Raw genomic sequence first — 13,860 nt, forward strand, 5'->3', positions numbered from 1 at the left:
GCTAGAACCCCAGCCACAGTCGCAGCGGATGCGCCGGGTCGGCCAGCAGGCGGATCGCCAGCACCACCGAAACCGTCACCAGCAACGGCTTGATCACGCGAACGCCCTGCTTCATCGCAAAACGCGAGCCCAGGTGCGCGCCGACGAACTGCCCCGCGCCCATCACCAGCCCGACCTTCCACAGCACCGCGCCAAAGGCCAGGAACACCGCGAAGGCGCCGACGTTGGAACCGAAGTTGAGGAACTTGGTGTGGGCGGTGGCCTTGAGCACGCCATAGCCGGCCAGGCCGATGAAGCCCAGCATCAGGAACGACCCGGTGCCGGGACCGAACACGCCATCGTAGAAACCGATCACCGGCACGAAGGTCAGCGCAAAGGCCGTGGTGGACAGGCGCCGGTGCCGATCCAGGTGTCCGGCGTCGGGCTTGAAGCCGAAATACACGGCGATGCCGATCAGCAGGAACGGCAGCACGGCCTTCAGTGCGTCACCCGGCACCACCGTGGCCAGCAGGGCGCCCAGTGCGGCGCCGGCCGCAGCCGTCAACGCCATCGGCCACTGGCTGCGCAGGTCGACGTGGCCGTGCCGCGCGTAGGCCAGGCTGGCCGAGCCCGAACCGAACAACGACTGCAGCTTGTTGGTGCCCAGCACCTGCAGCGGCGGAATGCCGGCCAGCAGCATCGCCGGAATGGTCAGCATGCCGCCGCCCCCGGCGATGGCATCGATGAAGCCCGCCAGCAGCGCGGCTGCGAACAGGAACAGCAGGATCAACAGGCCAGGGTCTTCCAAGGGATCATCCGGTGGCGGTGACGGGACAGCGCGCCCGATCGCGCACCGAATGCAGGTCCGATGTTAGCCGATGCCCCGCTACGCCAAGCCCGGGCGCGGGTTAGCATCGGGCCATCCCATTGGAGTACCTCGATGCCCTTGCCGTCCGGAATGCTGTCCGTCCGTATCCTCCCGCTGATCGCCGCGCTGGCCATTGCCTCCCACGCCAACGCGCAGGAAACACCGTCGCAGCGCAGCGAGGTCACGGCCGCGGCGCAACGGCTGGACGCGAAGATCACCGCCTGGCGACGCGACTTCCACGCCCATCCCGAATTGTCCAACCGCGAGGAGCGCACCTCCGCCAAGGTGGTCGAACACCTGCGCGCGCTGGGCCTGGAGCCGGTCACGATGGCCCGCCATGGCGTGGTCGCGATCATCACCGGCGGCAAGCCGGGGCCGAAGATCGCCTTGCGTGCCGACATGGACGCATTGCCGGTCACCGAGCAGACCGGCCTGCCGTTCGCCTCCAAGGCCACTTCGACTTATCGCGGCGAGAACGTCGGGGTCATGCACGCCTGCGGCCACGACGCCCATACCGGCATCCTCATGGGCGTGGCCGAGGCGCTGGTGGCGATGAAGGATGAACTGCCAGGTTCGGTGATGCTGATCTTCCAGCCGGCCGAGGAAGGCGCACCGCCGCCGGAAGAAGGCGGCGCCGCGCTGATGCTGAAGGAAGGACTGTTCAAGGACTTCAAGCCCGAAGCGGTGTTCGGGCTGCATGTGTTCTCCAGCGTGCAGGCCGGACAGATCGCGGTGCGCGGCGGGCCGCTGATGGCGGCCTCGGACCGCTTCGCGATCAAGGTCAGCGGGCGCCAGACCCATGGCTCCGCCCCGTGGAACGGCATCGACCCGATCGTGGCCGCGGCCGACCTGATCGGCACCGCGCAGACCATCGTCAGCCGCCGCACCAACATCGCCCGGTTGCCGGCGGTGGTCACCTTCGGCGCCATCAAGGGCGGCATCCGCTACAACATCATTCCCGACGACGTGGAAATGGTCGGCACCATCCGCACCTTCGACCCGGCCATGCGCCAGCAGGTATTCGCCGACCTGCGCAACGTGGCCGCGCACACCGCCGCCGCCCACGGCGCCACCGCGCAGACCGACATCTACGAAAACGACGGCAATCCTCCGACCGTCAACGATCCGGCCCTGACCGCCAGGATGCTGCCCAGCCTGCAGGCCGTGGTCGGCAAGGACAATGTGTACGAGCCACCGCTGCAGATGGGCTCGGAGGATTTCTCGCTGTATGCGCTGGAAGTACCGTCGCTGTTCTTCTTCGTCGGTTCGACCGGCAAGGGCATCGACCCGGCGACCGCGCCCAGCAACCACTCGCCCAAGTTCCTGCTGGACGAGTCGTCGCTGGACATCGGTTTCCGTTCGCTGCTGCAGGTCACCCTGGACTACCTGCACGGCGCAGCGCCGTAGGGCGGGCCCCGGCCCGCCATTGCCATGCCGAATGCCGCCTCGGCAGGTGGCGAAGCGAACCAACCAGGCCAAGCGGTTTCGTTTTGTTGGCGTCGGTGGCGACCGATGGCAATGGTGGGCCAGGGCCCACCCTACGAATCCCTAACCTGCGCGCCGCTAAAATATGGCGCATGAATACTGTCGAAGACTCCAGCCTGGGCCACGAAGTCGCCTATCCCTCGCACTACGACGCCGGCCTGCTGTTCCCGATCCCCCGCGCCGCCGGCCGCGCCGAGATCGGCCTGCTCGACACTGCGCTGCCCTTCATCGGCCACGACCGTTGGCATGCCTACGAGATCAGCTGGCTGGACGCGCGCGGCAAGCCCTGCGTGGCCACCGCCACTTTCGCGGTGCCGTGCACGTCGCCGAACCTGATCGAATCCAAGTCTCTCAAGCTGTACCTCAACTCGTTGAACGCCGAGCGCTTCAACAGCGACGAGGCACTGCGCGAGCGCATCGCCCTGGACCTGTCGGTACGCGCCGGCGCCGATGTCGCAGTCGCATTCGGGTTGCCGGAGATGGAGCGCATCGAAGGCGGCGAAACCATCGATGCCCAGGACCTGGAGATCGATGACTACGGCCCGCCCAATCCCGAGTACCTGTCCTCCGACAGCGCGCACATCGCCGAAGAGGCGCTGGTCTCGCACCTGCTGAAGTCCAATTGCCCGGTGACCGGCCAACCCGACTGGGCCAGCCTGGTGCTGGCCTACCGCGGCCCACGCATCGAACGTGCCGGCCTGCTGCGCTACCTGGTCAGCTTCCGCGACCATGCCGGCTTCCACGAGCAATGCGTGGAACGCATCTTCCGCGACGTGCTCGAGTACTGCCGCCCGCAATCGCTTTCGGTGGAAGCGCGCTACACGCGGCGCGGCGGACTGGACATCAATCCCTGGCGCGCGACACCCGGCAGTGACGTGCCCGAAGCGGTGCGGGAACTGCGCCAGTAAAGCCGGTGACGGGCCCGGTTCCCTCTTCACCGGGACGGCATGAATTCTTAACACCCCCTGTGTAGATTGTGGTTCCCAGAACACCAACTCCCTTCGGGAGGAGCCACGCATGAGCACCGAAAAGAAAGCCGATTTTTCAGATGTAAGCGCCAAGGTCGACAGCACCGAGCAGAAGGCGGCGGATTTCTCTGACGTCACTGCCAGGGTCGACAGCACCGAGGAAGTGATCGGCGAGCGCACCTATACGATCGAGAAGGGCGACACGCTGTCCAAGATCGCCAAGGAACAGCTGGGCCACGCCAGTGCGTGGAAGCAGATCTTCGAAGCCAACCGCGATGTCCTGGATGATCCGGACCGCATTTTCCCGGGCCAGGTGATCAAGTTGCCCCCGGCCGATACCAGCGCCTGACCGCATCGGTCAACCGTTCAAATCCCCAATACTTTTCAAGGATCGACACCATGAAGCTCAATCGCATTTCCTACGCCCTGATCGTCGCCCTGGCCGGCACCGTAGCGCTGGCCGGCTGCAAGAAGAAGGAAGAAGCCGTGGTCACGCCGCCCGTGGTGACCGAGCCCGCACCGGCCCCGGCGCCGATGGAACCGGCCCCGGCCCCGGTCACCGCCACCAGCGTTTCCGTGGGCAACACCGTAGGCGCCGACAAGTCGGTCGCAGGCGTTTCGACCTTCGCCGCCCAGGACAAGATCATCGTTTCGGTGAAGACCGACGCGGCCACCGCGGCCAATGCGGCCATCGACGCCAAGCTGACCTACCAGGACGGCCAGGTGGCCGGCCAGCAGACCGCCAACGTCAAGGCCGAGGACGCAGGCACCACCAACATCACCTTCACCAAGGCCACCCCGTGGCCGACCGGCAAGTACAAGGTCGACGTCACCGTCAACGGCCAGCCCGCCGGCATGACCCAGGAAATCGAAGTCAAGTGACCCAAGCGCGCCCGCGCTAGCGCGGGCCTTTGCGCTTGGGTCATCCCCGCGAAGGCGGGGATCCACGGACTTTGATCTTGGGTCATCCCCGCGAAGAGCTTGCCCTCGAGTGCTGTAGTCGGGGGCGGGGATCCAGCTCTTGATTTCAGCACGGTACCAAGCAAGGGCGCGGAGCAATCCGCGCCCTTTCTACTTCAGATCGCGTTGGGGGAAACGTGGCCTCTGCCTTCGGCTCATTTGATCGCCTGCCACGCCCATGACAGCGCCAGCCTGCTGTGCGTCCATCGCCAGGAAGCCCACTGCGCCCCATCGCGTCGCCCAGGTCATGGGCGGATTGCTGCTGGTCGTGGCCGGTGGCATGCAGGCGCAGGAAGACGCCCGCACGCCCGAGGCCGACGGCGTTCCCACGCTGGAGCGGGTGCAGGCCGAGCTGCCCGATGAAGAGGCCATCGACCTGTACCGATTCCAGAATCCTGTCGTCGTGGCGCCCAGCCGTTTCGCCGAAGCCTACAAGCCGGGCCCTTCGCTGGAGGAAATCTCGCTGGAGCATGGCGGACTGATCAACTACGGCATCAACCTGGGACTGCAAAAAACCTGGTGGGGTGTCAAGCGCATCACCGGTATGCGTCCACAGACCCAGACAGCGGTGGCGCGCGCATCGCCTCTGGACGAGGCGCAACTGCAACGCGCGGCGTCGCGTTGCGAGACCCGTTCCAACGACTGCGCTTCCGGCCAATGAAGCGCGTCGGCGGGCAGGCTGAAGACATCCCCGGACCCGCTTACCGCGCTGTCCAGCACCTTTGCCCTGCAGGTGCTTAGCGGCGACAATGGTTGTCCAGCCGTGTTTTCCGCGGCGACTTCCCCCGCAAATCCAGGAGTAATCCATGGCAGACCCCGTCCTCACCCCGCCGGCCGGCGGCGAGAAGATCACCATTTCCGGTGGCAAGCTCACCGTGCCCAACCACCCGATCATCCCCTTCATCGAAGGCGACGGTACCGGCCCGGACATCTGGCGCGCCTCGGTGCGCGTGCTCGACGCGGCCGTGGAGAAAGCCTACGGCGGCGAGCGCAAGATCCACTGGCTGGAAGTGTTCGCCGGCGAGAAGGCCAACAACAACTACGGCACCTGGCTGCCGGAGAGCACGGTGCAGGCCTGCCGCGATTACCTGGTCTCTATCAAGGGACCCTTGACCACGCCGGTCGGCGGCGGCATCCGTTCGCTCAACGTCGCCCTGCGGCAGATGCTGGACCTGTACGTGTGCCTGCGTCCGGTGCGCTGGTTCGAGGGCGTGCCCTCGCCGGTCAAGCGCCCGGGCGACGTGGACATGGTGATCTTCCGCGAGAACACCGAGGACATCTACGCCGGCATCGAATGGGCCGGCGGCAGCGCCGAGTCGCAGAAGGTGCTGGACTTCATTGCCAAGGAATTCCCGCAGCCGTTCGGCAAGATCCGCTTCGGCACCCAGGAAAAAGTGGACGAGTGGCAGAAGGCGCTGGAAGGCATCGGCGCGCCGCATCGCGAGATGACCGTGGAGGTCGGCCTGGGCATCAAGCCGGTCAGCCGCCTGGGCACCGAGCGCCTGGTCCACAGCGCCATCGGCTATGCGATCGAGAACAAGCGCAAGTCCGTGACCCTGGTGCACAAGGGCAACATCATGAAGTACACCGAAGGTGGCTTCCGTGACTGGGGCTACCAGGTGGCGCGCGATTTCTATGGCGCCGTCGAGCTGGACGGCGGTCCGTGGATGGTGATCCCGGAAGGCAAGCCGGGCGCCGGCCTGATCATCAAGGACGCCATTGCAGACGCCTTCCTGCAGCAGATCCTGTTGCGTCCGAAGGAGTACGACGTGTCGGCCACGCTGAACTTGAACGGCGACTACCTGAGCGACGCACTGGCCGCGCAGGTCGGCGGCATCGGCATCGCCCCGGGCGCCAACATCAACTACGTCACCGGCCATGCCGTGTTCGAAGCCACCCACGGCACCGCGCCCAAGTACGCCGACCTGGACAAGGTCAACCCGGGCTCGGTAATCCTGTCCGGCGAGATGATGCTGCGTTACATGGGCTGGACCGAAGCAGCCGACGCGATCATCGACGGCATCAACAAGGCCATCGCAAACAAGCGCGTCACCTACGACTTCGCCCGCCAGATGGAAGGCGCCACCGAAGTGAAGTGCAGCGAGTTCGCCGACGAGATCATCAAGCAGCTTTGACGGCCCCCCGCGAGATGGAAAAAGCCCGGCTTGTCCGGGCTTTTTTCTGCCTGGTGTTTTTGCAGGTGCGATGTTTCCTGCAGCAGCAACGTGTAGGAGCGACGCAAGTCGCGAAGCTGACACCCTCTCCGCTGAGCAATGGATGCTGACAGGTTCACTGCTTCGCGACCTGCGTCGCTCCTACATCCGCGCGCTGAACCAGCCCCCTCCCTTTTGCGCAGCAAAGGGGAGGGTTGGGGAGGGGTGCCTTTGGCGCGGTAGTGAAATGGGGCGAGCTGCTTCTTGCATTGGTGCGGTTGGGGATTCCAGTCACGCCGATCTACCCCGCCAACAGCACCCCTCCCCAACCCTCCCCTGCTGCGCAAGGGAGGGGGCCGTTTCGCGAACCACTGAACCTGCCAGACCATCCTGCCTCTACGAAGAACTCACCAGGTTCAGCACTCGCGTCGCTCTATATCAGCGGCGGTGAAGCCCACCAAGACCCTGGACACTGCGCTCAACAAGCCAGGCACTCCACGCTGCGGATGTTCTCCGCCGCCAGCAACGCGTAATCCTCCGGCTGCGGCCGCACGGTGACCGCCGGCAGGTCGACGATCCTGATCGAAGACGGCGCTGCCGCCACCGCAGGCTGCGCGCTGACGGCAGGCAGCTCGACCACGCTCGCCGTCGGCGTGGGGCCGAATGCCCAGGCCGTGGCCGCCACCAACAGCAGCAGCGCGATGGCCTGCAGCAGGTGCCGGGTGCGGGCGGAACCCGACGCGTGCGTCGCTGCGACATGGCTGCCGTTGTTTCCCACAGGGTGCAGGGCACCCGCATGGGCAGCGCGGGCGGCTTCGGCGCCGGTCTGCGGAAACGCCTCTTCGCTGTCGTCGTTGTGGCCGGCCGTCATCGGCCGCCCGCCCAGGAACAGAAGGTCTTCGTAGAGACTGAAACCCTTGCGTGGGTGCCGCGCCGTGCGCCGGCGCGACGGCCGTGGGGCCGGACGACGGCCGCCCAGGTCCAATGCCGCCGGAGTGGCGATATTGCCTTCGATGAACATCATTCCGCGGCTGATGGCGCCCATTTCCCGCCACCATGAGTTGTAGGTGCTGGTCTTCATGATGATCTCCTCGCCGGCCCATCCGGCTTGAATGGCAGACAAGTTAGGACCATCCTTTGCGCTGAAAAAGCGAAACTTCCGCAAGCCAGACTTGAGGAAAATCGAATGAGCCGCCCGCCACTCGACCAGCTGGATGCGTTCGTGATCGCCGCGCGCCTGGGCAACCTGACCCGCGCCGCCGAGGCCATGCATCTCACGGTCAGCGCCTTGAGCCACCGCATGCGCCTGCTCGAACAGCGCGTCGGCCATCCGCTGTTGGCGCGTGGTCCCCGCGGCGTGGCGCTGACCCCGCAGGGACAGCGGCTGTACGACGCGGTGGCCGAACCCATCGACGCCATCGAGCACGCCCTGCGCCGCCTGGGCGCGCGCACCGACAACCTGCTGACCCTCAGCCTGATCCCGTCGATGGCCACGGCCTGGCTGGTGCCGCGCCTGCCCGGTTTCCTGGCCCGGCACCCCGAGTTGGGGTTGAGCCTGCAGGCCAGCACCCACGTGGTCGATTTCGAACGCGAGCCGGTCGATGCGGCCCTGCGCCTGGGCAGCGGCCAGTGGCCGGGAGTGAGGGCCGAATTCCTGTTCGACGAATGGATCACGCCGGTGGCCAGTCCGGATTTCATCGCCCGCCACGGCAAGCCGGCGCTGGCGGCGATTCCGTCGCTGCCGCTGCTGGGCGATCCGGCCGGGCGCTGGCGCGACTGGTTCGCCGCTTTCGGCGGGGCGGCGCCGGCACGCTACGCGGCACAGTTCGACGACACCGAAACCCTGCACCAGGCCGCCGCCCAGGGCCTGGGCATCGCGCTGGCCCGGCAAACGCTGGCCCAGCCGCTGATCGACAGCGGCCGCCTGGTGCTGCTGACCCGCAAGCGGCTGAAGGCCGAGTTCGCCCACTACCTGGTATATCCGGAACGCAGCCTGCCCCTGCCAGGCTTCCAGACCCTGCGCGGCTGGCTGTTGGAGCAGGCCGGTGTAAACGCCAAATAGCGATGCGGATGAGGCTTTTTTGTCTTCCGGAAAGCAAAAAAGCGATTCGGTTGATGAAATTTTGTCCAACGGAAGGCGAAAAGGCTGTTCCGGAGCAGCAATTTGCTGTTCCGGAATGACTATTTTGTCTTCCGGAATGACGATTCCGCTTTCCCGAACAGCGAATCGGGATTCCCGAAAGGCTTTTTTGCCCTCCGGAAAGCCAATTCGCTATTCCCGAATCACTTTTTTGCTTTCGGGAATGGCGTTGCGGGCTTCCGGGGGTCAGTGTCGGCCAGCCCCGCTGTTCGCATGGGCTGGTGCCGGTCCCGGGACTGCGCCTAACGCAGGATCAGGCGCTTGCTGCCCCACCAGGCGTACAGGCAGAACAGGAAAAGCAGTACCGCGATGACCGTGCTGGTGATCGCCATCTGCTGACCCATGACGGCACCGCCATCGGTCAACACATAGGTGTGCAACAGGCTGACCAGGAAAGCCGCCAGCGACACGGCGAACACCGGCGCCGCCGCTCTTCGCCGCAGCAACAGCAGGACGGAGGCTGCAAAGGCGGCAAACACGCCCAGCGCCCACACGAACATCATCCACGCGGGCAACTGCTGGTAGTAGGCGATCTGTTCGGGCGTCATGCCGGCGCTGGCCATGTAGGCCGGCCCCTGAATCCTGCCCATGACGAAGTCGAACACGCCGATGGCATTGAACAGCACTGCAATTACGCCCACCACCCACAGGTGCCAGGGTGCCTTCTTCGTAGCGGTTTGCATGGTGCTCCCCTTGGATGGACGTTGATCGGTCGCGCCAGATAGTCCCGCTGCCACTCCGGCGCGTCAACTTCGTGTTGGCGTTCACTTGACGCCTGGTCGCTGCGGGATGGTGCGACGAGAGTGAAAAGAGGGGTTGCGACAACTGAGGCCTGCCCTGCCTCCGGAACCATGCGGCGCAATGCCCTTCGGCTACGCCGCGAAAACGAGTCCCCTTGTGGGATTGGGCCCTACAGGGGCTAAGGCGTGCACTGGTCCCGCCCCGGTAATCGCCAGGCCGCTTCGCGTCCGGCTTGGTCGAATTTCCCGGCGTAATGACGGCGCTATCGCGGCCTGAACATGCACCAGATTGTGTCGTCCCCGATACTTCCGGAGCCGGATATCGTGAACCCGCTCTGCTCATAGAACTTCACGTTTGCCGGATTTGCTGTTTCCAGGTAAACGCCAGCAGACTCCTGGTCGTAGTCCGATAGCGCACAGAACGACCGCAGTAGCTGGGCTCCTATGCCTAGGCCATGCATGGCCGGGTGTACGCCGATCGCACCAAGGTAGTAGTGCGCTGCCTGTGGTTTATATGATTCGGCAATGCAGTCATAAACAGACATTCGCTCGTCAAATCCAGGGATGGCCTTCGCCAGAGCTTCCCAGCTCTCAGAGACTTCAGAGGGCCATTCTGGTCGTGAGGTTGTGTATCCCATCGCCGCGCCGTGAACGGCAGACGCGTCGCGTGACAGCAGTACAGGCATGCCGAGTACGACCCGCGCCTGCATGAGTAGCGAGAAAAAGTGTCTTAAGCGGTTTGGATATTCCTGGCCAGGCTGAAGCAGGAACCGTGTTATCGGATCGGCTGAAAATGCTGAAGTCAGGCAATCCACGGCCTGATCAATATCATGCGGCTGAGCTACCGAGACCTGCATGACGCCTGACACCTGAATTATGCCGACGCGCTGCGCACTGCGCGCTGGTGGGTCGGCTATTGCGAAGAAACAACGACGCTATCCAAGTCAGATAACGCCCGCACATGGATTACGTGTACTTCAACCCCGCGAAGCATGGCTTTGTCGATTGGTCGTGGATTGGCCGTATTACACCTTCCACCGATTGGTAGGACAAGGTGTATATCCGGCAGATTGGGGTGAAAGCGTCGAGAGCGAAAAGCTGGGCTACGACGACTGAGACCTGCCCTGCCTCCCGAACTATGCGGCGCAATGCCCTCCGGTTATTGCGCCCTACTGGGCTGCGGGCTCTACCTGCCAGCAGGAAACCCACCAGCAGTGCAAAAATTCTCTTCATGTGCCTAACACCTGAATTAACGCGGTCCGCCCACGCCAACTGTCGTATCAAAGCCGTAACGATGTTGGCTCAGCTTGAATGAATTGTTAAGTCCAAGGTTGACCATACCCACGTGCCTTGGTTTGGATTTCGATGATTAGAGTGTCATTGCCGGTATAGCTTGCCAGCTCGCCCGCTGCTAGCAGTGCCAAAAGGCCGCTGATACGCAGCGCCCCAACGACTGTTTCAGTGAGATATGTGCCAGTGACGGCCTGCTGGGAGTGACGCGAGCGGACCTGGCGGATCCCGGTGTGAGTGTAATCATTCATCACCTTCCACGTGCCGGCCTGAAGCGAAGAAAGCGGCGTACCAGCTGAGCCAACAGCGGACTCCACTTGCTTCAGTAGGTCAGCGAATGGCAGATCCAATTTGCCTCTAGCGAACTTGTCGCGCTGGTCAGGCGTTGCGCAGTGCCGAAGCCATAGACCGCGCCCGATCGATTCGAATGCAACCCGCGTTAGAGCCAGCATGGAACCGTAAAGCGCCGAACTGGCGAGCAGCAACATTGACCCAACGTGCTCGAGAGTCATGTCAAAGCAGCCAATGCTCTGATAGTTAGAATCGTCCACAGGCAAGCCAACCTTCAGCCTTTCATCGAGCCATTGAAGGTGCTCGGATTGATACTGGAGTTCCTCGGAAACTTTCATCTTGGGCCCAACGCCAGAATTAAGCGGAAGTGCGAAGCGGTTTCGGGTTGAATGAGTTGTTAGGCCGAATCACTGAGAAATGCTCTCATCTACTGTGACCTGCTTGCCGCCATGTGTGCTATCGCCATCTGTAACTGTGATGCTCACTTTGTGCCCAGGAAACTCGAAATAGGTAGAGCGGAACTCTGTGCCGGGCACACGATTGATCTTTGTAGAAATGGAGGCCGATGAACCAGTAGCGGTTGTTGCGCTCTCGATTGCTGAGTAGAGCGCTTTTGCACCCTCATCTGCTCGGGCGGAGCCGTCGAAGCTACCCCAATTGCGCTGGACCCAGCTGAGGCGTCCGTTCTTGAAGGAAATGCCGCCAATTACATTTGCACTTGGCGCATTCTTATCCGAAAGAAAGAACATGTCTGGGCTTCCGGTGACTGGAATGACTCGGAAGCGGGCAGCCACCTCGGTCATAACAGAGGCCTGCGAAGTTCCAAGCTTGAAGAGCATGGGACCAACTGGAAGTTCCGCACCATTAGCGCTGCTCAAGAAGCCGAGTAAGCACAATGCAATTGCAATCAGTTTGCGCACAAGTCTCCTTGCTGCCTAACTCTAGGTGGACCCCAGTAATGAGGCGTATTGAATAGTCGCTTCCTGCGGCGCGATGGGTCAATGAGGTTTTTTCTCTGACCCTTCAGATGTTCAGCGGCCTGTCGGCGGACCGCTGTGTCGGCTACTCCCAGCCCTCGGCTTCCCGTAGCCTGCCCGACCCTGATGTCCGGTTCGGAGCTGCCATCGTCAACGCGCATGGCGGCTGACGACATGCGGCGAGCAGGCTCCGGTCCCGGGTGATCTGTTCCGGTGGCGGACGTGACATGCCGCTTCCTCGCAATGGCCTTACGATACCGCCATGGAAAACGCCGACATCTATGCCACCGTCATCCGCGATGCGTTCGAGGACTACCACGCGCGCTTTGCCGACATCAGCCGGCGGGCGCGGTTGCGGTTCGAGACCCGGGACTGGGCGGCGGCGCGCATCGATGCGGTGGAGCGCATCGAGCTGTATGACCAGTGCATCGCCGAATGCATGCTGCGGCTGGAGGCCACCCTGCAGGGCCGCGCCCACGACCATGCGCTGTGGTCGGCGATCCGCGACAGCTACGAGCGCCTGATTGGCGGGCTGATCGACCGCGAACTGTTCAAGACTTTCTACAACACGCTGACGCGCCGGTTCTTCGCCACCCAGGGCGTGGACACCGCGGTGGAGTTCGTGGCCCTGGACATCGAGCCCACTGATGCCATCACCCATCCGGTCGAACGCCACAGCTATGCGGTCTCCGAGCTGCGGCCGGTCGACACTTTCACCCGGTTGCTTGGCGACTATCGCTTCGACGTGCCCTATGCGCACCGCACCCGTTGCGCCGCGGCGATAGTGATTCGCCTGCAGGACGACCTGGCCCACTGGGGCGAGAATCCGGTGCGCTCGGTGGAACTGCTGGAAACCGTGTTCTACCGCGAGCGCCGCGCCTACCTGATCGGGCGCGTGTTCGGCGAGCACCGCTTCTCGCCGTTCGTGATCGCGCTGGTCAACGACGCCGGCGGCCTGCGCGTGGACGCGGTGCTGACCCATCGCGCCGACGTGGTGCATCTCTTCAGTTATTCACGCAGCTATTTCCACGCCGACCTGGGCACGGTGGGCGATGCGGTGGTGTTCCTGCGCACGCTGCTGCCGGGCAAGCCCATCGACGAGATCTACACCGTGCTGGGGCGCGCCAAGCAGGGCAAGACCGAGCGCTTCCGTACCTTCTTCCGCCACTTCGCCACCGAGAAACAGGAACTGCTGACCCAGGCCGAGGGCGAGCGCGGCATGGTCATGGCGGTGTTCACCCTGCCCAGTTACCCGCTGGTGTTCAAGGTGATCCGCGACCGCTTCGCGTACCCGAAGGAAATGAACCGCGCGCAGGTCGAGGCCAAGTACGCGCTGGTCTTCCTGCACGACCGCGTCGGCCGCCTGGTCGATGCCCAGCCCTACCGCTTCCTGCGCTTCCCGCGCGCGCGCTTTTCCGAAGGCCTGTTGCAGGAACTGCAGGAGACCTGCGCCAATGGCATCACCGAGGATGGCGACGACATCGTCGTGCACCTCTGCTACGTGGAACGGCGCATGCGTCCGCTCAACCTGTACGTGCGCGAGCAGTCGCCGGAAGCGGCGCGGCTGGCGGCCATCGACTACGGCCAGGCGATCAAGGACCTGGCCCGCAACAACATCTTCCCGGGCGACATGCTGCTGAAGAACTTCGGCGTGTCCGGGCACGGCCGCGCGGTGTTCTACGACTACGACGAGCTGTGCCTGATGACCGAATGCAACTTCCGCAGCATTCCGCAGCCGCGCCACCACGAGGAGGAAATGGAGGACGGCTGGTTCTATGCGGCGCCCAACGACATCTTCCCCGAACAGTTCCCCAAGTTCCTGGGACTGTCGCCGCCGTTGATGGCCGCGCTGAAATCCGCGCACGGCGAGATTTTCGATCCGGCCTGGTGGCGCGCCCTGCAGACGCAGCTGCGCGCGGGCGAATACCCGGACACGCCGCCCTATCCGGATGCGCTGCGCCTGGCCTGAGCGGGCAACAGGGCCTTACCGGACTGCATGCTAGGCTCGC

Annotated in this window: 14 protein-coding genes; 8 read left to right on the top strand and 6 right to left on the bottom strand. The window is 64.0% G+C overall.

All coding sequences use genetic code 11. The features are described from left to right. Position 1 precedes the first annotated feature (1 nt). Positions 2 to 787, bottom strand: a complete 786-nt coding sequence (locus DT603_RS11680) for a TSUP family transporter (protein ID WP_162350066.1) — start codon at positions 785 to 787, stop codon at positions 2 to 4. A 150-nt stretch (positions 788 to 937) separates the two neighbouring features. Between DT603_RS11680 and DT603_RS11685 the strand changes: the two genes are divergently transcribed. The 6 genes from DT603_RS11685 to icd all read left to right on the top strand — a co-directional run bounded on the left by DT603_RS11685 (position 938) and on the right by icd (position 6,395). Next, positions 938 to 2,254, top strand: coding sequence for an amidohydrolase (locus DT603_RS11685; RefSeq protein ID WP_162350114.1), 1,317 nt, complete (start codon positions 938 to 940; stop codon positions 2,252 to 2,254). A 170-nt stretch (positions 2,255 to 2,424) separates the two neighbouring features. Then, positions 2,425 to 3,240, top strand: coding sequence for an NADPH-dependent 7-cyano-7-deazaguanine reductase QueF (gene queF / locus DT603_RS11690; RefSeq protein ID WP_162350067.1), 816 nt, complete (start codon positions 2,425 to 2,427; stop codon positions 3,238 to 3,240). Between the two features lie 109 nt (positions 3,241 to 3,349). Continuing rightward, on the top strand, positions 3,350 to 3,649 hold the full coding sequence (locus DT603_RS11695) for a LysM peptidoglycan-binding domain-containing protein (protein WP_162350068.1): 300 nt from the start codon (positions 3,350 to 3,352) through the stop codon (positions 3,647 to 3,649). 50 nt (positions 3,650 to 3,699) lie between these two features. Continuing rightward, the gene (locus tag DT603_RS11700) at positions 3,700 to 4,182 is read left to right on the top strand and encodes a hypothetical protein (RefSeq protein ID WP_162350069.1); all 483 of its coding nucleotides are present in this window, start codon (positions 3,700 to 3,702) and stop codon (positions 4,180 to 4,182) included. A gap of 256 nt (positions 4,183 to 4,438) precedes the next feature. Beyond that, the gene (locus tag DT603_RS11705; protein ID WP_162350070.1) at positions 4,439 to 4,921 is read left to right on the top strand and encodes a hypothetical protein; all 483 of its coding nucleotides are present in this window, start codon (positions 4,439 to 4,441) and stop codon (positions 4,919 to 4,921) included. 145 nt (positions 4,922 to 5,066) lie between these two features. Beyond that, entirely contained in the window at positions 5,067 to 6,395 is a 1,329-nt protein-coding gene (gene icd / locus DT603_RS11710; protein ID WP_162350071.1) for an NADP-dependent isocitrate dehydrogenase, read from the top strand. A 496-nt stretch (positions 6,396 to 6,891) separates the two neighbouring features. On the opposite strand, the gene DT603_RS11715 is transcribed toward icd, so the two are convergent. Beyond that, positions 6,892 to 7,494, bottom strand: a complete 603-nt coding sequence (locus tag DT603_RS11715) for a hypothetical protein (protein ID WP_162350072.1) — start codon at positions 7,492 to 7,494, stop codon at positions 6,892 to 6,894. Positions 7,495 to 7,599: 105 nt separating this feature from the next. Between DT603_RS11715 and DT603_RS11720 the strand changes: the two genes are divergently transcribed. Further along, a complete protein-coding gene (locus DT603_RS11720; RefSeq protein ID WP_162350073.1) occupies positions 7,600 to 8,475 on the top strand; it encodes a LysR substrate-binding domain-containing protein in 876 nt (291 codons plus the stop codon). A 320-nt stretch (positions 8,476 to 8,795) separates the two neighbouring features. Here DT603_RS11720 and DT603_RS11725 read toward each other — a convergent pair whose 3' ends face one another. The 4 genes from DT603_RS11725 to DT603_RS11740 form a co-directional block, all read right to left on the bottom strand. Then, positions 8,796 to 9,236, bottom strand: coding sequence for a hypothetical protein (locus DT603_RS11725; RefSeq protein WP_162350074.1), 441 nt, complete (start codon positions 9,234 to 9,236; stop codon positions 8,796 to 8,798). Between the two features lie 320 nt (positions 9,237 to 9,556). Continuing rightward, a complete protein-coding gene (locus DT603_RS11730) occupies positions 9,557 to 10,150 on the bottom strand; it encodes a GNAT family N-acetyltransferase (protein WP_162350075.1) in 594 nt (197 codons plus the stop codon). Between the two features lie 462 nt (positions 10,151 to 10,612). After that, positions 10,613 to 11,212, bottom strand: coding sequence for a DUF6988 family protein (locus DT603_RS11735; RefSeq protein WP_162350076.1), 600 nt, complete (start codon positions 11,210 to 11,212; stop codon positions 10,613 to 10,615). Between the two features lie 69 nt (positions 11,213 to 11,281). Then, positions 11,282 to 11,794, bottom strand: a complete 513-nt coding sequence (locus DT603_RS11740) for a hypothetical protein (protein WP_162350077.1) — start codon at positions 11,792 to 11,794, stop codon at positions 11,282 to 11,284. Between the two features lie 319 nt (positions 11,795 to 12,113). On the opposite strand from DT603_RS11740, the gene aceK reads away from it, so the two are divergent. Beyond that, entirely contained in the window at positions 12,114 to 13,820 is a 1,707-nt protein-coding gene (gene aceK, locus DT603_RS11745) for a bifunctional isocitrate dehydrogenase kinase/phosphatase (RefSeq protein ID WP_162350078.1), read from the top strand. Positions 13,821 to 13,860: the final 40 nt, after the last annotated feature.

It is taken from the genome of Pseudoxanthomonas gei (genome assembly GCF_010119615.1).
GTDB lineage: Bacteria > Pseudomonadota > Gammaproteobacteria > Xanthomonadales > Xanthomonadaceae > Pseudoxanthomonas_A > Pseudoxanthomonas_A gei.